The sequence below is a fragment of the Virgibacillus subterraneus genome, assembly GCF_900110695.1.
Taxonomy (GTDB): domain Bacteria; phylum Bacillota; class Bacilli; order Bacillales; family Amphibacillaceae; genus Lentibacillus; species Lentibacillus subterraneus.
Genome location: NZ_FOEH01000001.1, coordinates 46,204 through 67,512 on the forward strand (window position 1 = coordinate 46,204; position 21,309 = coordinate 67,512).

Below are 21,309 nucleotides of genomic sequence, written 5' to 3' on the forward strand. Positions count from 1 at the left end.
GCTTTTACTCAAGCTCGTCTGAAAAATCATCCAGTTTACTAATTGTCGAGATCATACTGGCTCGTTTTTTTAAAGTTGAAACCGATAATGTACTAAAATAAATTTCCTCGTTGGTTATGACAACTGACTTCGCCTCATCAGTTGGACCTAAAACCTTTTCTTGACTTTTTACATGATTCATCATCTCTTCCATGATGATTGAAGATGTTACGACATTTCGATCAATTATCGAAATAACGTCTTTTGATTGGATAACATTGTCATTCCCAATATGTATAAACATCGTATCCCTCCACAGTTATGTATCTACAGCCCCATTATTTACGTGAAACAATTCTGCTTCTCTTAAAGTTTCATGACTTATACCATCTACACTAGTGGTGGATACAAAGGTTTGAACCTTCCCTTGAATTGTATTTAGTAAATGGGATTGTCTATGATCATCAAGTTCACTTAACACATCATCAAGTAGCAAAATTGGGTATTCACCAACCTCATTATAGATTAATTCTATCTCAGCAAGTTTCACAGACAATGCTGTTGTTCTTTGCTGTCCCTGTGAACCAAATGTCTGAACATCTTTATTGTTTACATGAAACACTAAGTCATCTCGATGTGGCCCAATTAAAGTTGTTCCACGTTCAATTTCTTTTTCTTGAATCTCGTGAAATTTATTTGTATATATAGAATCTATTTTCTCCTTATTTGCCGCTTCTGATACTTCAATTGTCGAGGTGTACTTGATTTCAAGTTTTTCCAATTCTCGACTTATTCCATAATGAATAGGGCTAGCCCACTTTCGGAGTAATTCCAAAAAAATAAATCTGCGTTCTAAAAGGGTTGCAGCATGTTCAATAAGTTGTTCTGTTAATACGTTCAACATGGTTCGATCTTGTTTTTCCTTGCGTTGCATTTGTTTTAATAAATGATTTCGCTGTTTCAGGATTTTTTGGTATTGTCCTAAATGATAAATATACCTCGGCTGAATCTGCCCAAGCTCCATATCAATAAAACGTCTTCTAATTTGCGGAGGTCCTTTTACTAACGTTAAATCCTCTGGTGCAAACATTACGACATTCAAGGCACCAATGTAATCACTTAACCTTTTTTGTTCAATTCGATTTAACTTTGCCTTTTTACCTTTTGTCGATAGAATAATTTCAAGTGGAAACGACTGTTTTCGTTTGGTAACCCTACCTTCTATTCTAGCATATTCCTTCTCCCATTGGATAAGTTCTTTTTCCCTAGGAGTTCGATGTGACTTTGTAAACGCAAGAACGTAAATAGCTTCCATCAGATTCGTTTTCCCTTGGGCATTTTCACCAATAATAACATTAATTTTATCATCAAAAGAAATATCCAACTGGTCATAGTTTCGGTAATTTTTTAATTGTAACTGTTCAATATGCATGGAAATTCCTCACGATTAGTCTTTAGTAACAATGTAAGATCCAATACTTTCTATCTCTACCACATCATCTGGATAAAGTTTTCTGCCCCTGCGATGATCCAATTCGCCGTTAACCAATGCGCCTTGGTCCTGTAAAAATGCCTTAACCATACCACCTGACTCCAAAATATTTATCAATTTTATAAACTGGCCCAGTGTAATATAGTCCGTATTTATTTCAATTTTTTCGTGCATTTTTATCACCAAATCTTTTTAAAGTATTGTAAATAACGTTTCAAATGTACCTTCATTCTATTTTACTAAAGTTTTGGTATTTAGGGAAGGCAAGACCCTCAAATGCTTAAAAAAGCCCTTATCCATTCAGATAAGAGCCTTTTAATTTTATTTTTGGCTTATTTAATATGTTCGAACAGGTAGGATTAATTGTAATATTGGATCATTATTTGCTGGTTTTATAATAAATGGCCTCATAGCCCCTGTAAATTCAACCTTAACTTCATCATTTTCAATGGCCTTTAAAGCGTCGAGCATATATTTAGAACTGAATGAAATCTTTAATTCCTCACCTTCAATGGATTGTACAGAGATTTCTTCTGCAACACGTCCAACTTCAGGTGAGTTACTTGTAATTTCCAATACGTTATCACCTTTTGTAGTTAATTTAACAACATTGTTTCGTTCTTCCTTTGCAAGAAGAGATGCACGATCAATAGTATTTATAAGTTCTTTTGTTTTTACATGTAATATTGTTTTGCTTTGCTCTGGAATTAAGCGTGATGTTTCTGGATAATTTCCATCCAATAATCTGGATAAGAAGTTTAAGTGTTTTGTACGAAACAGAATTTGATTATTGGTAACACTTATTTCGACGTTTTCTTCGGTATCATCCAATATTTTATTAAGTTCAGTTAAACTTTTTCCTGGAACAACAATACTTGGTAGATTTCCATTGCTTTCTTTAACAGGAATTTCGCGTGATGCTAGACGATGACTGTCCGTTGCAGTGAAAATTAATGTTTCATTTTCCAGTTTCACATTTACACCAGTCAGGATAGGGCGTGTTTCCATTGTTGATACCGCAAAGACAGTTTGTTTAATTAAGCTTTTAAATAAATCAGTTGGTATCTCAAAGCTATTATCAGTTTGCAATTTTGGTAGTTGTGGATATTCTTCAGCGTCTTGTCCATTTAAATTAAATTCTGCTTTACCTGAACGGATGGTCACTTTCAAATTAGAATCTGCTTCAATTTCAACAGTTTTTTCTGGAAGTTTACGAACAATATCGGGAAAATAGCGAGCTTGTAATACAATGCTGCCTTCTTCTATTTGCTCTACATGAACAATTCCATTTTCTTCAGCTGGAATATAGGACTCAATTGAGATATCTGAATCACTTCCTGTTAAAGTAATTCCGTCTGATTTTGCATCAATTTTCATCCCTGTAAGGATGGGTATTGCGGTTCTGGATGAGATTGCTTTCATTACGTCTTGTACACCAGCCATTAATTGATCGCGCTGAATAATAAATTTCATTGAATTTATTCTCCTTTTTTGGGCATATATTATATCTTTTATTTATAAAAATATAGTAATAATAGTAATAGGGACTGTGATTATGTGGATAACCATTTTAAACTCTAGAAACATAAAGTTATCCCCATGTGGACAGAATGTTTATAAGTTCGTTCCTCTATTAACATTATTAACATGTTGATAGGTTATAAAGATTTCAATTGTTCTTTTAAATCTTCAATATCTTTGTGCATTAGTGTATCATTTTCCATCATTTTGCTTATTTTTTCATGTGCGTGTATAACGGTTGTGTGATCACGGCCACCAAACTCTTCTCCTATTTTCGGTAATGAAAAATCAGTAAGTTCTCTCGAAAGATACATCGCGATTTGCCTAGGAAAAGCAATTGATTTGGTGCGTTTTTTTGCCATAAAGTCTTCCAGTTTAATATTGTACTTTTCTCCTACGGCTTCTTGAATTCCGTGAATTGTTATAGTACGTGGTTTACTGCTTGGAATTATATCCTTTAGTGCATCAGCTGCAAGTGATGCGTCAATATCCTGATTTACTAATGAGGAATAAGCCACAACTCGAATTAACGCCCCCTCTAATTCACGAATATTTGTATCGATTTGATTAGCAATATAAAGCATTACCTCATTTGGAATATCAAGTCCTTCTGCTTTAGCTTTTTTGCTCAGAATAGCAATCCTTGTCTCAAGATCTGGTGGAGTAATGTCTGTAATTAAGCCCCATTCAAATCGTGAGCGCAATCGATCCTCTAGTGTAGGTATTTCCTTAGGAGGACGATCACTGGAAATAATAATTTGCTTATTTTCTTCATGTAACGTATTAAATGTGTGGAAAAATTCTTCCTGGGTTTGTTCTTTACCAGCAAGGAATTGAATATCATCAATTAATAAAACATCAATATTTCGATATTTGTTCCTGAAACTAGTTGCTTTGTTATCCATAATGGCGTTGATAAATTCATTTGTAAATTTCTCAGATGATAAATAAACTACTTTTGCTTCAGGATTATGGTCTTGTACATAATGACCAATCGCATGCATTAAATGTGTTTTCCCAAGTCCAACACCACCATATATAAATAGTGGATTGTATGCTTTGGCTGGAGCTTCAGCAACTGCTAAGGAAGCTGCATGTGCAAAGCGATTACCTGATCCAATAACAAATGTATCAAAGGTATACTTTGAGTTGAGCATAGTTTTAGGTGCATCAAAACCACCATTATTTTTCATTGTTGGTACTTTTTTAGGAGCAGCATTAATTTCGTCTACTTGCTCTTGTGATTCTGGAATAATGAATTGAGTAGATAAGTTAGCACCAGTGATATCAACTAAAATATCATCAATCAATTGCGTATATCTGCCTTCTAACCAGTCTCGTGCAAATTCATTTGGTGCTGACACAATTAATGTATCCTCTTCCAGCTTTTCGGCTTTTGTATTTTTTAACCAAGTGTCAAAACTAGGTTTGCTGATCTTTTCTTCAATTTTTTCTAATGTTGCTGTCCATAATTCATCAATGTTTTCCAAACTGGCTCACCCCTTTCAATTACTAAATAAGTGATAGAAAAAACCTCTCTCAATCTTTCAGTATGTACTGGTTACAATGAAAGACGGAAAGGTGTTATGTATAAAATAAAAATAAAAACATATTAATTTTATTGTGGATATAAAGATCAGAAGTACACAAGGTTTAGTCAGGTTATATACGATATCCACAGTATTGTTGATAAACTGATGAACAGAGGTGTGAACAAATGTCCACATTTTTTCCACAGTCTGTGGATAATCAAAAACATGAAGATAGATTTACACATATTAAAACACAAATATAATACCAAAAAAATAGAGAAGTTGCAACGGCTATTCGACAGTTATCCACAAAAACCAGCACATGTAGACAGGATTTATCCACACCAAAATATTATGTGGTTATCTTGTCGATAATTGTTGTGGATAATAAATTTAGGAAAATTATATTTTAACATCGTTATGTGGATAAAAAATCATACATAGAAGTTGACAGATGTTGTATGTTTTAAGTATAATGATTTAGACTGTCTACTAGATAAGTTATTTGTAATTTGGAGTTTTAATTCCTCAGGGAGGTGCAAGATAAATGAAAAGAACGTTTCAACCAAATAATCGTAAACGTAAAAAAGTACACGGCTTTCGTACTCGAATGAGTTCAAAAAATGGACGTCAAGTTTTGGCTCGTCGCCGTCGTAAAGGAAGAAAAGTATTGTCTGCATAGGCCACTGAAAAGATCTCAGTGGTCTTTTTTCCACTGTAGAATTTTATTTTAGGCATATGAAAAATTAGGACTAAAAGATTTGGCGGTAAGCCAGACTATCTAATAGAGCAGTGGTTCTTAGGTTAAGGGCCGCTGCTTATTAAGCGTAAAGTTTACTTTTTAGGTGGTTATAGACGCTTGAGCTTTTGATTAATAAAGGTGATAAATCATGAAAAAAATATTTCGAATAAAGGATAATGAAGAATTTCAATATGTATTCAAGAGTGGAAAGTCTTTTGCTAATCGGCAGCTTGTCATTTATTATGTAAAAAAACCAGACCAGGATCATTTTCGTATTGGTATTTCAGTAGGGAAAAAAATTGGAAATGCTGTTATGAGAAACCGGATCAAGCGTTATTTAAGGCAAGCTTTTCATGAGTTGGATGAGAAAGTGCTACCCACATTTGACATGGTAATCATTGCACGCCAGCCAACAAAAAAGATGAACTTTCATGAAGTAAAAAAAAGTTTAATTCATTTATTATCAAGAGAGCGTCTATTAAAAAAAAGTAATCAATTATGAATTTATATAGAATCTTATAATCATTTAATGATAAAATAGCAATTAGAATGGTTATTTTAGGGGTTAAGAAAGTATTTCATAAGTGCAACTAAGGCACTCGTCATTAAGGCTTGGCTAATGCCAGGTTTTCTAAGGGGATTGTTGTTTAGCACCAGCACTTGGACAAGTGTTTGCGCTGTTCGAATAGTTAGGAGGAAACAATTTGCGTAAAAAGTTTTATTTGCTTGTTATCTTAATAGGGTTGCTGGCAGTTCTTTCTGGTTGTATGGATGTTAATCAACCAATTGATGAAAATACAAAAGGAATCTGGGCGGAATGGTTTGTATTTCCAATGTCCTGGTTAATTACATACTTTGCTGAACTGTTTGATGGTAACTACGGGTTAGCAATTGTAATTGTTACCATAATTGTCCGTTTAGTATTATTACCATTAAACGTGAAACAATTAAAGAGTTCAAAAGCAATGCAGGATATTCAACCTGAGCTTAAAGAAATCCAAAAGAAATATAGTTCAAAAGATGCGAAAACACAGCAGCAATTACAACAGGAAACAATGGCTCTATTCCAGAAACACGGGGTAAACCCACTTGCAGGCTGTTTGCCTATTTTTGTGCAAATGCCGATATTGATTGCAATATACCACGCTATTATGCGTACTGAAGCAATTAAGGGACATACTTTTCTATGGTTCCAATTAGGAGAAGCAGATCCATTCTTCATTTTGCCAATAGTTGCTGGTGGTGCTACTTTTCTACAGCAAAAGTTAATGATGGCAGGCAGCCCTGCAGCACAAAACCCGCAAATGATGGTTATGCTGTATGTGATGCCAATTATGATTACCGTTTTTGCAATGTTTTTCCCATCAGCGTTAGCGTTGTACTGGGTAGTTGGTAATATCTTTATGGTGGCACAAACGTTATTCATCCGTAAACCAATGATGAAAAACGCAAGTACTGGAGGAGACGAAAAGTGAGAGAAATAACTGCTAGCGGACAAACTGTTGAAGAAGCGGTCCAATCAGCATTAGAGCAGTTAAACACAACAAGGGACCACGTAGAAGTAGATGTTATTGATGAAGGCAAGAAAGGACTTTTGGGTATATTTGGTTCAAAACGAGCAATAGTGAAAGTTATAATTGTTAAAAACCAAATAGAACAAGCTGAAAAGTTTTTGCAAGAAGTAACGGAAAATATGAATGTTTCCGCTCAAATCACAACAACTGTTGAAGATAAACACGTAACGTTTGAATTATCTGGTGAAAAGATAGCTTTATTGATTGGGAAACGTGGCCAAACTCTAAATGCAATCCAATATTTAGTACATCTTGTACTAAATAAGGATGGGAAAGCTTATTACACTGTCACTGTTGATGCAGAGGGGTATCGAGGACGCAGAAAAGAAACACTTGAATCCCTTGCACATAAAATGGCTGATAAAGCGACACGTCTAAACAAGAAAGTTGCGCTTGAACCAATGCCAGCATTTGAACGTAAACTGATTCATAGTGCTTTGCAGCGAAATAAAGAGATTTCTACCTATTCAGATGGTGTAGAGCCGCATCGCCATATTGTTATAAAACCATAAATACTATTAAAATCTCTAGGTAATTACCTAGGGATTTTTTTTAATGCAATATTAGAGACTGGAACTACATTAAAGAAGACTAATAACAGGATAGAATGTTTAGAACGTTCATTTTCTATAGTTTGATCTAATACGTAGTTGATATAAACTGCGAAGTACTTTTTAAAAAGTTTGAGTGCTATTATACCGCTCCGGAAATACACTTCGCGCACCTAGGGCGGCTGATGAGCCTCCTTGCTCCTACGTTGCTGCGTAGTCTCATCTTGGCCTCAGCTCCCACAGGAGTCTACGTGTATTTCCTCCGCTGTTGACTCGAGTAGGAATCGCTATAGAATAAATGTGTGACAGCTACACTAGTCCGGGTGAGCGGAGGGCGGTGACTCCTGCGGGAATAGTACGTGTCCGAAGACCCCGCAGAGCAACTAAATGAAGGCCGACTAAAACCGTCCTTTGCGGACAACGTCGGCATACCCCTTGCCGGGGCAAGGAGGCTGAGGCCGTGCCCGCGGAAAGCATCCGCCCGTAGCGACCCCGGACGGCGGGACGAGGGTTTATAGAGATTATTCCAGCAGTTTCTTCGCAGTTTATATCTAATCAGCAACATTAGAAAACCAGACATTCACCAAGCCTTTTGGTGAATGCCATAGTTGCACTTATGCAGTAAGAAAGTAGTAATATATACTTAACTGCAAAATAAACCCGAACTAATACGAATTCTACTTCAAGAATTTTGAATCATAGTTCGAATTTCACTTTGACTTTTGTACTAGCTTCATAAAACCAGCTAAGAATTTCGCCATTAAATCCTTGTGATAACTTAAGTTTACTAAGTAGTACTAAAGGATGGTTAAAGCAATTAAAGTATGTTTCTAATCAAACTATTTTACTGTTTATATGAAATAAAGAGGAATCCACTTAACTATTATCGAATGATTACTTAAATCGAAAAAGGAGTGGATTCTATGAAACACAAAAAGATTTCATTACTTATATTGGTGATCTTACTTATGATAGGTACACCAGTATATGCAGCACCAAAAGATGCTTCAAACACTCAATCTAGTCAAGCTTTTGACAATAAAGTCGTAAAGCGGGTGAACGTTGATAATATATATAATCATGTTGCTTATTTATCAGAAGAGATAGGCTCGCGAGGTGCTGGTACTGAAGGTGAATTAGAGACGGTTGAGTACCTTGTTAACCAATTTGAAAGTTATGGTTATGAGAATGTTTCTGTACAAGAATTTACCTTTCCTTCGGGTGGAGATGAAGTTACTTCCTACAATGTAGAAGCTACGAAAGAGCCATTGAAAAAGCATGATACTGGCCAAGAAATTATAGTAGGATCACATCATGACTCTGTGCCATGGGGACAAGGTGCAAATGATGATGCATCAGGTACTGCGGCTCTTCTTGAACTAGCTAGGGTGTATGCAAGTACAACAACAGATACGTCAATTAAATTTGTTGCATTTGGTGCTGAGGAATATGGTCTATGGGGATCACGTAAATATGCAGAAGCAATGTCAGCTGAGGATGCCGAAAATACGGTTGCGATGTTCCAAATGGATATGGTTGGCAGTGAAGATGCAGGAGACCTTGTAATGTTTACTGCTAATGGAGAAAAAAATACAGTTACCGATCTCGGTTCTGCAGCAGGTTCCAGAGTAAGTGAACTTGTTCCATATAGTGAGCTTGGAAGAAGTGATCATGTTGCTTTTCATAATTTAGGAATCCCTGCAGCATTATTTATTCATACACCTCTGGAGCCGTGGTATCATACGGAAGATGATGTAATGGAACACATTAGTAAAGAAAAGTTAAAAAATGTGGCAGATATAGTTGGCTCAGCTATTTATCAGGCGGCTCGGAAGGATACACCTGCACTAGAGAGATCAAATGTAGCACCAGTTCCTGTGGATTATTATTATGAAGAACCAAATCTTTAATTGTTAATAAGTTTCAATTCTAAAAAACCTTTTATTCACATGTGGATAAAAGGTTTTTTAATGTTTGTTTTTTGTAATTGTGGATAAGTTTATTTTTGATTAAAAATGTGATATTCTATTAAGTTAGTGACAATAAAAATATAAGCAATTAAATATAAATTAAATTAAAGTTGAAAATGATGGAGGTGAGAGAAATGGAAACAGATACAATTACTGCGATATCGACACCAATAGGTGAAGGGGCAATTGCAATTGTGCGATTAAGTGGCCCAAAAGCAATTCCTGTTACAGCTGGGTTGTTCCAAGGGAAAAACTTGCTTGACGTCGATTCGCATACCATTCATTATGGAAAAATTATCGATCCTGCGACAAATGATGTTGCTGAGGAAGTGATGGTTTCGGTGATGCGTGCTCCAAAAACATTCACGCGTGAGGATATTGTTGAGATCAATTGTCACGGTGGTATGGTTGCTGTAAACCGAGTTTTGGAGATAATACTTGGAGAAGGAGTTCGAATTGCTGAACCGGGAGAATTTACAAAACGGGCATTTTTGCATGGCAGAATTGACTTATCACAGGCAGAGGCTGTAATGGATCTGATTCGATCTAAAACGGACAAAGCTATGTCGGTAGCGTTAAAACAAATGGACGGTCGATTATCAGCACTGATTGGACGGCTCAGACAGGAGTTACTTGAAACAGTTGCCCACGTAGAGGTTAATATTGATTACCCTGAGTATGATGATGTCGAAGAAATGTCGAACGAAATGATGCGTAGCAAATCAAAAGAAGTGCATGCTGAAATAGAGGAACTTTTACAGGTTGCAAAGCAAGGAAAAATTTTGCGTGAAGGTTTAGGAACAGCAATTATTGGACGTCCAAACGTTGGTAAATCTTCATTAATGAATACACTTGTTCAAGAAAATAAAGCAATTGTAACAGAAGTACCTGGTACAACTCGTGATACGATTGAAGAATATGTTAATGTTCGGGGTGTCCCACTTCGGCTTGTAGATACAGCTGGTATCCGAGAAACGGAAGATATTGTTGAGAAAATAGGTGTTGAACGGTCTAGAAAAGTGTTGAAAGAATCAGATCTTATATTATTTGTATTAAATTATAATGAAGAATTAACTATTGAGGACGAGAAACTTTTTGAGGCTGTTCAAGGATTGGATTATATTGTTATTATTAATAAATCTGATTTGGAACCAAAACTTGATATGAATAAAGTCAATGAACTAGCTGATGGTAAACCAGTCATTTCAACTTCATTAATTAAAGAAGAGGGTGTTGATGAAATGGAGTCCGCAATTGCTAAGACATTCTTTGCTGGAGAACTTGATGCCGGAGATTTGACGTATGTTTCAAATATAAGACATATTCAATTGCTAAAGCAAGCTAAACAAGCACTTGAAGATGCAATGGTAAGCCTTGATATGAATATGCCACTTGATATTGTTCAAATAGATGTAACAAGAACATGGGAGTTTTTAGGGGAAATCATTGGAGATACTGCTAGTGACAGCTTAATTGATCAGTTATTTTCACAATTTTGTTTAGGAAAGTAGCTTTAAAAATTAGAAAGGATGACAAAGTATGGTATACGATGCAGGACATTATGATGTAATCGTTGTTGGCGCAGGTCATGCAGGTGTAGAAGCTGGTATTGCTGCATCTAAAATGGGTGCAAAAACACTTATGCTGACATTGAATTTAGATATGATAGCTTTTATGCCGTGTAACCCATCATTAGGCGGGCCTGCTAAAGGAATTGTCGTACGTGAGATAGATGCATTAGGTGGGGCAATGGCAAAAGTAATTGATAAAACTCATATTCAAATGCGCATGTTAAATACAGGAAAAGGGCCAGCAGTACAGGCATTACGTGCCCAAGCTGATAAACCTTTATATATAAAAGAAATGAAAAATGTTATTGAGAACGAAGAAAATCTAACATTAAGACAAGGTATGGTAAATGAACTAATAATGGAAGATGGTATATGTAAAGGGGTTATTACCGAATCAAAAGCTGCTTATCATGCAGAGACTGTAATTGTTACAACAGGTACGTTTATGCGTGGTAAAGTGTTAATGGGAGACCTTGAATATGAAAGTGGTCCAAACAATCAACGTGTATCAGTAAAACTATCTGAGCATCTTGAAAAGCTTGGAATTGAAATTACCCGGTTTAAAACTGGTACACCGCCACGTGTGAATAGCCATACAATTGACTATTCAAAAACGGAAATCCAGCCTGGTGAGAATAAACCACAAGCTTTTTCATATGAAACAACTGAATATATTCTGAATCAGATTCCTTGCTGGTTAACGTACACGAATGAAGTTACCCATCAGCTAATTAATGATAATTTGTCATTATCTGCAATGTATTCTGGAATGAAACGTGGTACTGGTCCACGTTATTGTCCATCAATTGAAGATAAAATTGTTCGATTTAATGATAAACCACGACACCAAATTTTCCTTGAGCCAGAAGGAAGAGATACGGAAGAGGTTTATGTGCAAGGGTTATCAACTTCACTTCCAGAATCTATTCAGCATGATATGGTTAGATCAGTTCCAGGTCTGGAAAATGCTGAAATTATGCGTGCAGGATATGCGATTGAGTATGACGCAGTTGTTCCTACACAGTTATGGCCAACATTAGAATTGAAAGAAATCCCAGGACTTTTTACTGCGGGCCAGATAAACGGAACTTCCGGTTACGAAGAAGCAGGTGCGCAAGGAATTATAGCTGGAATTAATGCAGCTTCTAAAGTACTTGGAAAAGATCCATTAATTCTAGATCGTTCTCAGGCTTATATTGGCGTACTGATCGATGATCTTGTAACTAAAGGAACGAATGAACCGTATCGTCTTCTAACATCTCGTGCAGAATATCGTTTGTTACTACGTCATGACAATGCAGATTTGCGTTTGACTGAAACAGGTTACAAACTAGGCTTAATAACTGAAGAACGTTATAATAAATTTGTTGAAAAGAAACGATTGGTAGAAGAAGAGAAGAAAAGATTGTCAAAAATTGTCATTAAGCCAGAAGAGCATGTACAACAAATGATGAGTGAAGCAAATGCTACACCGTTAAAAGAAGCGGTTAAAGCATATGATTTACTAAAAAGACCAGAAATAACGTATGATTTGCTTGAAAAAGTAATTGAACCAAATGAATTACTTCCACATGATGTTCGGGAACAAGTTGAAATACAAGTAAAATATGAAGGTTATATTAAGAAGTCAAACGAACAAGTGGAACGGATGCTTAAAATGGAAGATAAAAAAATTCCAGACAATATTGATTATGATGATATTGGCGGGATTGCATCTGAAGCCAAAGAAAAACTGAAAAAAGTTCGTCCACTTTCAGTTGGTCAGGCATCTCGTATTTCAGGTGTGAATCCAGCAGATGTGTCGATATTACTTGTCTATATTGAACAGGGAAAAATTGCTAGAGTTGCTAATTAATTGAGTGTGAGGTGCTCTATTTTATGAATCCAGAACAATTTGTTGAAGAATTACGTCAAAAAGGTATTGAATTAACAGATAAACAGATAGAGCAATTTGCTATTTATTTTCAAACTTTGGTTGAATGGAATGATAAAATAAATTTGACTGCTTTAACGAATGAGGAAGATGTTTATTTAAAACATTTTTATGATTCGATTTCCGCAGCCTTTTATCATGACTTTACTAAAGAACTGCATATTTGTGATGTGGGTGCTGGGGCTGGTTTCCCCAGTATTCCACTTAAAATATGTTTTCCGGATTTACAAGTGACAATTGTGGATTCATTAAAGAAACGTATTACATTTTTAAATGAATTAGCTTTAAAATTAGATATAAGTAAAGTGGCTTTTTACCATGATCGTGCGGAAAGTTTTGGGAAAAACAAAAAATTCAGAGAATCATTTGATATAGTCACAGCAAGGGCAGTTGCACGAATGACTGTGCTGAGTGAGTTATGTTTACCACTAGTAACAAAGAACGGTGAATTTATAGCCATGAAAGGTTCCCAAAGTGATCAGGAAGTAAATGATTCAAATACAGTAATTAATTTACTGGGAGGGGAACTGGACTCTGTACACACGTTTACATTACCAAATGAAAATAGCGAAAGGTCTATTATTGTTATAAATAAAAAACGTAATACCCCAAATAAATATCCAAGAAAGCCTGGCGTTCCAGGTAAAAATCCAATTATCTAAACTACTACATAGGTAACTGATTGCTGAAATAATATTTTTCTATTTAATACTCTTCTAGGTATATATATGGTAAAATAGGTTTATAAACTGAGTTATATCGTTCACACGCAGCAGTGTTTATACTGCGCTTTTTTCTTGTTAATAGTTTTAACTTTTTAAAAATGTTCCACGTGAAACATTTTACTAGTTTTAAGCAGTTAAGAAAGTATAAATAATTTTATCGCCGTTAATGCGTGGCGATAGGCCAAAGTTTTCTAATATAGCAATTTTTGTTATATAGTATTAATAAAGGTGGTGTTTGGTAATGGTAAGCCCTTTTAACCGAATTTTCGGTTCGGGAGATAAATCTGATTCTGAATCAGAAGAAGAAAAGTACCATCCAGATGAAGTAATCCAACTTTCTGTTCAGAAAATAGAACCGAATAGATTCCAGCCAAGGTCGGTATTTGATGACGATAAAATCCAAGAACTAGCTCAAACTATACATACACATGGAATGATTCAGCCGATAGTGGTTCGTAAAATTGATGATGGGGAAATGTATGAACTTATTGCCGGTGAACGAAGGTGGCGTGCTGTAAAGCTATTAGAATGGGAAAACATACCGACTATCATCCGCGGTATGTCTGATGCAGAAACAGCATCTGTTGCTTTAATTGAAAACCTTCAACGAGAAGAATTAACTGTTATAGAGGAAGCAAGCGCATATGCTAGTCTATTAGAAATGCATTCATTAACACAGGAAGCTTTAGCTCAACGTTTAGGTAAAAACCAATCAACCATTGCTAACAAATTACGGTTACTAAAGCTGCCAGAGGAAGTTAGGCACGCGATATTAAAGAAGGATATTACAGAAAGACATGCTAGGGCGTTAATAAAGTTGAGCGAGCCCGATGAACAACTGAAAGTCTTAAATGCAATTCTTGAAAAAGAATTAAATGTAAAACAGACAGAAGAATATATTACTAAGTTGAGCCAGCCGAAAGATAAGCCGACTAAAAAACAAGCTAAACTTAAAGGTGTAAATAAGGATATTCGAATTGCAATGAATACCATTCGACAGTCATTAAGTATGGTTTCAGATACTGGTATTGATGTGGAATCAAATGAGGAAGATCTCGATGAATTCTATCAAATAACGATTAAAATCCCGAAAAAGAAATAATATTTTGTTCATTTATATGAGATACCTTTAAAATTCACAATTGGACCATTCATCTTTGCTAATAAAGATGAGTGGTTTTTAACATTTTATTAGCAGTTAGTAGATTTCTAAATATTTTTTTAAACAATCAACTATATTAATAGGTCTTTTACTAAAAAAAGTGATAGAATAATAAGTATAGATTTTAGGTAGGTGACAGCATGGGTAAAATTATAGCCATAGCCAATCAAAAGGGTGGCGTCGGAAAAACAACATCATCGGTAAACTTAAGTGCAGGTCTTGCACACTTGAAGAATAAAGTTTTGATTGTGGATATTGATCCTCAAGGTAATGCCACGAGCGGAGTTGGCATTAACAAAGCTGACATGAATCAATGTATCTATAATGTACTGGTAGAGGATTTACCTGCTGAAGAGGTATGTGTCCCTACTAAAGTTGAGAATTTGGACATTATACCTGCTACGATTCAACTTTCGGGAGCTGAGATTGAATTAGTTCCTACTATTTCGCGTGAAATTCGATTGAAAAAATCCTTGGAAAATCTAAAAGAAGAGTATGATTATATTATAATTGATTGTCCACCTTCTTTAGGATTGCTTACTATTAATGCACTTACATCCTCTGATACTGTATTAATACCAGTTCAATGTGAGTATTATGCATTAGAAGGTCTAAGCCAGTTATTAAACACCATTCGTCTGGTGCAAAAGCATTTAAATAAATCATTAATGATTGAAGGTGTTTTATTAACAATGCTTGACGCAAGAACCAACCTTGGCATACAAGTCATTGAGGAAGTGAAAAAGTACTTTCAGGACAAAGTATACAAATCAGTCATCCCTAGAAATGTTCGATTAGGTGAAGCGCCAAGTCACGGGGAACCTATCATAACATATGATCCAAAATCAAAAGGTTCTGAGGTATATCTTGAATTAGCGAAGGAAGTGATGAGTAATGGCGAGAGGGTTAGGTAAGGGGATTAATGCTTTTTTTCCAGATGTAGAAGAGAAGGATGACGACGTTATTCAGGAAGTTCCCATTAATGAATGCCGACCAAATCCTTATCAACCAAGAAAAACTTTTCACGCAGATGCAATAGAGGAACTAAAGGATTCAATTCTGGAATATGGTATAATTCAGCCTTTAATCTTACGTAAAAGCATTAAAGGCTATGAGGTTGTTGTAGGAGAGCGACGCTTTCGTGCTGCAAAGGAAGCCGGGCTTGAGAATGTTCCAGCCGTAGTAAAAGAATTGACTGACGGAAAGATGATGGAAGTTGCCTTATTGGAAAACCTTCAACGGGAAGATTTAACTCCGATTGAAGAAGCACATGCATATCAAAATTTGATGAATGAATTGGAAATTACGCAAGATGAACTTTCACGGCGTTTAGGTAAAAGTAGATCCCATATTGCTAATATTGTTCGATTGCTCTCACTTCCTGATCAAGTTGTAGCCTACATAAACAACGGAGAACTTACGATGGGACATGGTCGTGCTTTGTTAGGTATTAAAGATAAGCAGAAGGTTCTGCCGTTTGTTGATAAAATACGAAAAGAAAAGATGAATGTAAGGCAAGTAGAGCAATACATTCTTGAAATGAATGAAAAAGCTGGTAAGAAGAAAAAAGAAAAGCCAAAAAAAGATATATTTCTTCAGGAAAGAGAATCAATATTGCGTGAACGTCTAGGTACTGCTGTGACAATAAACCAAGGTAAACGTAAAGGGAAAATTGAAATTGAATTCTACTCTAATGATGACTTACAGCGTATATTGGAAACATTGGACTAGTAATGAATAGGAACGACTGACTTTTTAAAGGTTGATTCATTAAATAGTCAGTCTTTTTTTGGCAGTTAGGAGTATAAATACTTTCTTAATGCACAAGTGAAACTAGGCATACGCCATTAAGACTGGGTGAATGCCTAGTTTTCTAAAATTTTGACAAGAAGTGGTGTGTTTTAGTTATGATATATTTTGATCAGGCTGCATCATCTTTTCCAAAACCAGTAGAGGTAGGGGAGGCAATGATTTTCGCACTTAACGAAGTTGGAGCTAACCCGGGCAGAGGTGGTCATCAATTTGCCAGAAAAGCATCTGAAATAATACAGGAAACTAGAGAAAGAGCCGCTCGCATATTTGGTTGTAGTGATCCTAAAAAAGCAATATTCCACCAGAATGCAACAAGCGCATTGAATCAAGCAATTAAGGGTCTGCCTTGGCGAGAAGGAGATCACATTATTGCCACTAGATTTGAACATAACTCCATACGGAGACCCCTGGAGAACCTTAAGCGTACCTATGGTGTTGAAGTCTCATACATTAATTGGGATGAAGATGATAGATCATTTATCGAACATATAAAGAAATCCATTAATTCTAATACCAAACTAATAACAATGACACATGCATCAAATGTTACTGGGTTACTATTACCAATTGAAGAAATAGCTGGCATCGCATCGAGTCAAAATGTATTAACACTTGTTGATGCATCACAAACTGCTGGTCATATACCTATACATATGAGTCAAATAGGAATAGATTTAATGGCGTTTTCCGGACATAAAGGTTTAATGGGACCTCAGGGGACAGGTATGCTGCTAATTGAAGGAAATATTGAACTTCAACCAATTTTTCAGGGAGGGACAGGCGCTTTTTCAGAAGCACCTGAGCAACCTTGTCAAATGCCTGAAAAACTCGAAAGTGGCACATTAAACACCCCAGGGATTTCTGGCTTGAATGCTGCTCTAAAAGCATTTGAAAGTAGACAAAATGTAAATGTTCCACGTGAAACATTTTTAGCAGAAACACTATTAGAAGGATTAGAAAATATTGAAGGGGTTACTTGTTACGGACCAACCAAGCATAAACGCCGAATGCCGATTGTTGCATTTAATATCTTTAATATATCTTCACAGGAAATAGCGATGATCCTTGACTCGCATTATAAAATAGCTGTTAGATCAGGGCTTCATTGCAGTCCGATAACACACGAATCATTAAACACAACTGATCAAGGTGTGGTCAGGGCGAGTCTGGGTATATATAATACTAAAGAAGAAGTCGATGCATTTATTATAGCGATAGATGAAATAGCATCTTCATATAATTTGATTTAATATTTACTAACAAATGGAGTTGTCGTTATGGTCTTATTTGGAACATTGGTAAATGGGGCACTTATTATAGCAGGGTGTTTAATAGGGTTATTTTTTACGAAAATACCAGAAAGATATAAAGAAACGGTAATGCATGGAATTGGGCTTGCGGTTATATTAATTGGTATGCAAATGGCATTTACTACTGAAGTTATTGTTGTTGTGTTATTGAGTCTATTAACTGGTGCAATTATTGGAGAATTTATTCATGTGGAAGAAGGTTTAAATCGACTAGGTGCATGGATAGGTGGCCGATTTACGACAACAAACGACAATTTTAGTATCGCACAAGGATTTATAACGGCCTCACTAATATTTGTTATAGGAGCTATGTCTGTGATTGGAGCTTTAGATGGTGGTCTGCGAGGAGACCATGAAGTTCTTATTACAAAAGGCGTGATCGATGGCTTCGTTGCTCTAGTATTAACGACAACATTGGGGTTTGGTGTCATATTTTCTGTGATTCCTGTTCTACTTTACCAAGGTTCAATTGCACTTTTAGCTACGCAAATTGAAAAGCTGCTTCCTGAATCTTTTTTAAATGGATTGATTGTAGAATTAACTGCAGTGGGCGGGTTGCTTATCGTAGCAATTGGATTAAATCTACTGAAAATCGTCCAGATACGAGTTGGAAATTTGTTGCCCTCTCTTCTTACAGTAGGATTTGTCTATTATATCTATTTATTATTCTAAGAACTCTACAATATAGTAGGGTTCTTTTTAATGTAAAACAAGTTAGGCTTCTACACCTCTATTACGTTTTTGGTTCGAAGCAATAATAGCTGGTAAAGGCCTGTTATATGTTAATTGCTGATCTAATGCCTCTAGTAAAGCAGCAATGGACTTAGCCATGTCTACAACAAGTGATAATCTTGTATTTTGTAAGATAGAATATTCCATAAATCCACTTATATTAACCACACCAGTAATATGAATATCCCCGACAGAAGGAAGATTCTTATTTAATGCTGCTCCAGGCCTCAATGATCCAACATCTGAAATGATACTGCCCACAGATGTCATTTTCCCTAATGATGCATCTACAGCAATAATAAATGCATCATTGTGTTGGGCATTTATTAATTTAATATGATCTTCTAGATTTATGGCATGAACAGGGTCTGCCAATGTCCCATAAACATTTATATGTTTCGGTTTCATTTCTGAAAAAAAGGATCCTGTCAATGGACCAAGTGCATCCCCGGTTGATCGATCGGTTCCAATACAAACAACAACATATTCACGAGGTATCTTAGGAAACCAAGAAATTAACCTCTCGCTCATAGCATCCGTTAGGGTAGGGTCAGTATGTAACAATTGCAATTTATCATTTTTTGGAACAAAACGATTTATAAGATTCATAGCTTATCCTCCATAAACATATTGGTATAAGTATACGGAAAAAATTATCGATCTATACGTAGATACGAAAAATAATGGAGGAAATGCGATGTGGAGAGCTGGTCTAAAGTGGATGTTTTTAATTATTGGTACAACTATTGGGGCTGGATATGCTTCTGGCAGGGAATTATGGCAATTTTTTGGTCATGAAAGTGGACTTGCCATTTTGTTGTTTACGTTATTTTTTTCGATATGCTGTAATGTAATAATGAATGTAAGCTATGAAAAACAGTCAACTGACTATTTACCGGTACTTGGTGATATAGTAGGAGTTAAATTAACAAAACTATATGATGTTATGATATTTTTATATTTATTTACTACAACAGTTGTGATGATTGCTGGTAGTGGTGCTACGGGACAAGCATTTAACTTTTCCTATTGGTGGGGAGTGCTTGTTATAGCAGTTTGCTTAATTATTTTGTTTTTGAAAGATATTAGTGGACTGTTGGCAATGAATCAGGTTATTTTGCCATTATTACTTGGTGGACTTTTGTATATTTTGTTAATATTTACAATGGATCAAGAACTTTCATTGTTTTCACATTTATCTGAACAACGAAATTGGACTGCAGCATTTCCTTTTACAGCATTGAATATTTTACCTTTAATTGCGGTGTTGGGAGCGATAGGAAATAAAGTTAGATCCAAGCAGGAAATATGGATTGCCTCACTTGGCAGCGGTTTAACCTTGGGTACGATATCATTCATATATAATAATAGTTTAATACAGATAGCAGATGAATTACTTTTATATGAAATACCATTATTCGCGATACTAAAGCACTACCCATTTGGAATGCTTATATTTATGTCAATCCTTCTATGGTTTGCTATCTTTACGACGGCAGCTGCAGGGGTTTTAGGTATTGTTTCCAGACTCCAAAGCATAATAAATGTGCCAATTTGGTTATTAGTCATTCTCATATTAATAGCAATGATTCCATTAACGACATTAGGTTTCTCTACGTTAATAAGCTATATTTATCCGATATATGGTATCCTTAATTTATATGTATTAACAAGATTATTACTTTACCCTATATGGAAAAAAATGGAAAATAATAAATGAATTTCTCTTCTCTTTCAATGATAGAGGCATTATTGTAGAATTTAGCTATAGAGTTGAACGTCGGAGGTTTTATTTTGGAATTTATCAAAAATAAATTTGAGCAGTTATGGGACTATATTGCAGGTCCTGAATTATGGATAGTTATTGGGCAGGGATTAATTGAGATTATCTTAATCATATTCCTATCGATAGTTATAATTCGTGTTGGAAATAATGTAATAGGCCGTGTTTTCCAAAATAAATCACGTGGTCCTTTTCGGATAACAGAAAGAAGAGAGAATACCCTTAAAAAACTGATTAAAAATGCATTAAAGTATACCGTGTATTTTACAGCAATTATAATGATATTAGACAATGTATTAGGTCAAAAAATAGGGCCTTTGCTGGCTGGTGCGGGTGTTGCAGGTTTAGCTATTGGCTTCGGTGCACAGAACCTTGTACGTGATATTATTTCCGGGTTCTTCATAATTTTTGAGGATCAATTTTCTGTAGGGGATTATATACTTACTTCAGGTGTTGAAGGAACAGTAGAAGAAATCGGGATGCGTACAACTAAAATTCAAAGCTGGACTGGCGAACAGCATGTACTTCCAAATGGAAACGTAACCCAGGTTACTAATTATTCAATTTATAATGGTCTTGCGGTTGTGGATGTAAACGTACCTTATGAGAGTGACGTTGGCAGTGCCGAGAAAATAATCGAGAGTGTGAGTAAGACATTGCCGGATAAATATGAAGAAATCGTTCGAGTTCCAGAAATAATAGGTGTACAAACATTGGAAAGTTCTCATTATGTAATTCGTATTATTGCTGAAACATTGCCAGTCTATCAATGGGCAGGTGCACGAATAGTTCGAAAAGAAGTCCAGGAGGTATTATATAAAGAAGGTATTGAAATTCCATCACCACGTCTAGTGATGTATTCCAGAAACCAAGAACCGACTTCATTAGAGCTAAATCATGACAAGGAATTATAAAAGGGG

Annotated in this window: 21 protein-coding genes; 15 read left to right on the plus strand and 6 right to left on the minus strand. The window is 35.6% G+C overall.

Annotated elements, in window-relative coordinates; genetic code table 11:
- Positions 1-4 precede the first annotated feature (4 nt).
- From remB to dnaA, 5 genes are all read right to left on the minus strand, one after another.
- Positions 5-283 (minus strand): extracellular matrix regulator RemB, encoded by a 279-nt coding sequence (remB, locus tag BMY13_RS00305; protein ID WP_092491001.1) that lies wholly within the window; start codon positions 281-283, stop codon positions 5-7.
- A 15-nt stretch (positions 284-298) separates the two neighbouring features.
- The gene (recF, locus tag BMY13_RS00310) at positions 299-1,411 is read right to left on the minus strand and encodes a DNA replication/repair protein RecF (RefSeq protein WP_092501619.1); all 1,113 of its coding nucleotides are present in this window, start codon (positions 1,409-1,411) and stop codon (positions 299-301) included.
- A 15-nt stretch (positions 1,412-1,426) separates the two neighbouring features.
- Complete coding sequence (yaaA, locus tag BMY13_RS00315) at positions 1,427-1,645, minus strand: S4 domain-containing protein YaaA (protein WP_092491003.1); 219 nt, start codon at positions 1,643-1,645, stop codon at positions 1,427-1,429.
- A 162-nt stretch (positions 1,646-1,807) separates the two neighbouring features.
- Positions 1,808-2,944, minus strand: a complete 1,137-nt coding sequence (dnaN, locus tag BMY13_RS00320) for a DNA polymerase III subunit beta (protein ID WP_092491004.1) — start codon at positions 2,942-2,944, stop codon at positions 1,808-1,810.
- 185 nt (positions 2,945-3,129) lie between these two features.
- Positions 3,130-4,482, minus strand: coding sequence for a chromosomal replication initiator protein DnaA (gene dnaA / locus BMY13_RS00325; protein ID WP_092491005.1), 1,353 nt, complete (start codon positions 4,480-4,482; stop codon positions 3,130-3,132).
- A 589-nt stretch (positions 4,483-5,071) separates the two neighbouring features.
- Here dnaA and rpmH point away from each other — a divergent pair.
- The 13 genes from rpmH to BMY13_RS00390 all read left to right on the plus strand — a co-directional run bounded on the left by rpmH (position 5,072) and on the right by BMY13_RS00390 (position 18,546).
- A complete protein-coding gene (gene rpmH, locus BMY13_RS00330; protein ID WP_092491006.1) occupies positions 5,072-5,206 on the plus strand; it encodes a 50S ribosomal protein L34 in 135 nt (44 codons plus the stop codon).
- Between the two features lie 208 nt (positions 5,207-5,414).
- Complete coding sequence (gene rnpA, locus BMY13_RS00335) at positions 5,415-5,768, plus strand: ribonuclease P protein component (RefSeq protein WP_092491007.1); 354 nt, start codon at positions 5,415-5,417, stop codon at positions 5,766-5,768.
- Positions 5,769-5,970: 202 nt separating this feature from the next.
- The gene (gene spoIIIJ / locus BMY13_RS00340; protein ID WP_092491008.1) at positions 5,971-6,741 is read left to right on the plus strand and encodes a YidC family membrane integrase SpoIIIJ; all 771 of its coding nucleotides are present in this window, start codon (positions 5,971-5,973) and stop codon (positions 6,739-6,741) included.
- The gene (gene jag, locus BMY13_RS00345; protein ID WP_092501621.1) at positions 6,738-7,352 is read left to right on the plus strand and encodes an RNA-binding cell elongation regulator Jag/EloR; all 615 of its coding nucleotides are present in this window, start codon (positions 6,738-6,740) and stop codon (positions 7,350-7,352) included. The genes spoIIIJ and jag overlap by 4 nt, the downstream gene beginning before the upstream one ends.
- Before the next feature lie 962 nt (positions 7,353-8,314).
- Complete coding sequence (locus tag BMY13_RS00350) at positions 8,315-9,301, plus strand: M20/M25/M40 family metallo-hydrolase (protein WP_092501623.1); 987 nt, start codon at positions 8,315-8,317, stop codon at positions 9,299-9,301.
- Positions 9,302-9,495: 194 nt separating this feature from the next.
- Positions 9,496-10,872 (plus strand): tRNA uridine-5-carboxymethylaminomethyl(34) synthesis GTPase MnmE, encoded by a 1,377-nt coding sequence (gene mnmE, locus BMY13_RS00355; protein WP_092501625.1) that lies wholly within the window; start codon positions 9,496-9,498, stop codon positions 10,870-10,872.
- Between the two features lie 28 nt (positions 10,873-10,900).
- Positions 10,901-12,787 (plus strand): tRNA uridine-5-carboxymethylaminomethyl(34) synthesis enzyme MnmG, encoded by a 1,887-nt coding sequence (gene mnmG, locus BMY13_RS00360; protein WP_092501627.1) that lies wholly within the window; start codon positions 10,901-10,903, stop codon positions 12,785-12,787.
- Between the two features lie 23 nt (positions 12,788-12,810).
- Complete coding sequence (rsmG, locus tag BMY13_RS00365; protein WP_092501629.1) at positions 12,811-13,527, plus strand: 16S rRNA (guanine(527)-N(7))-methyltransferase RsmG; 717 nt, start codon at positions 12,811-12,813, stop codon at positions 13,525-13,527.
- A 304-nt stretch (positions 13,528-13,831) separates the two neighbouring features.
- Positions 13,832-14,692: a nucleoid occlusion protein gene (noc, locus tag BMY13_RS00370; RefSeq protein WP_092501631.1), complete on the plus strand. Its 861-nt coding sequence runs from the start codon at positions 13,832-13,834 to the stop codon at positions 14,690-14,692.
- A 200-nt stretch (positions 14,693-14,892) separates the two neighbouring features.
- On the plus strand, positions 14,893-15,666 hold the full coding sequence (locus tag BMY13_RS00375; protein ID WP_092491015.1) for a ParA family protein: 774 nt from the start codon (positions 14,893-14,895) through the stop codon (positions 15,664-15,666).
- Positions 15,647-16,483, plus strand: coding sequence for a ParB/RepB/Spo0J family partition protein (locus BMY13_RS00380; RefSeq protein ID WP_092501633.1), 837 nt, complete (start codon positions 15,647-15,649; stop codon positions 16,481-16,483). The genes BMY13_RS00375 and BMY13_RS00380 overlap by 20 nt, the downstream gene beginning before the upstream one ends.
- Before the next feature lie 176 nt (positions 16,484-16,659).
- Positions 16,660-17,814 carry an aminotransferase class V-fold PLP-dependent enzyme gene (locus BMY13_RS00385; protein WP_092501635.1) on the plus strand — a complete coding sequence of 385 codons (1,155 nt, stop codon included), beginning with the start codon at positions 16,660-16,662 and terminating at the stop codon, positions 17,812-17,814.
- 27 nt (positions 17,815-17,841) lie between these two features.
- Positions 17,842-18,546 (plus strand): DUF554 domain-containing protein, encoded by a 705-nt coding sequence (locus BMY13_RS00390; RefSeq protein WP_092491018.1) that lies wholly within the window; start codon positions 17,842-17,844, stop codon positions 18,544-18,546.
- A 42-nt stretch (positions 18,547-18,588) separates the two neighbouring features.
- On the opposite strand, the gene yyaC is transcribed toward BMY13_RS00390, so the two are convergent.
- On the minus strand, positions 18,589-19,215 hold the full coding sequence (gene yyaC / locus BMY13_RS00395) for a spore protease YyaC (RefSeq protein ID WP_092501637.1): 627 nt from the start codon (positions 19,213-19,215) through the stop codon (positions 18,589-18,591).
- A gap of 88 nt (positions 19,216-19,303) precedes the next feature.
- Between yyaC and BMY13_RS00400 the strand changes: the two genes are divergently transcribed.
- Together BMY13_RS00400 and BMY13_RS00405 are read left to right on the plus strand one after the other, a co-directional pair.
- Positions 19,304-20,326, plus strand: coding sequence for a YkvI family membrane protein (locus BMY13_RS00400; RefSeq protein WP_092491020.1), 1,023 nt, complete (start codon positions 19,304-19,306; stop codon positions 20,324-20,326).
- 74 nt (positions 20,327-20,400) lie between these two features.
- Positions 20,401-21,303 (plus strand): mechanosensitive ion channel family protein, encoded by a 903-nt coding sequence (locus BMY13_RS00405; RefSeq protein WP_092491021.1) that lies wholly within the window; start codon positions 20,401-20,403, stop codon positions 21,301-21,303.
- The last annotated feature ends 6 nt before the right edge of the window (positions 21,304-21,309 follow it).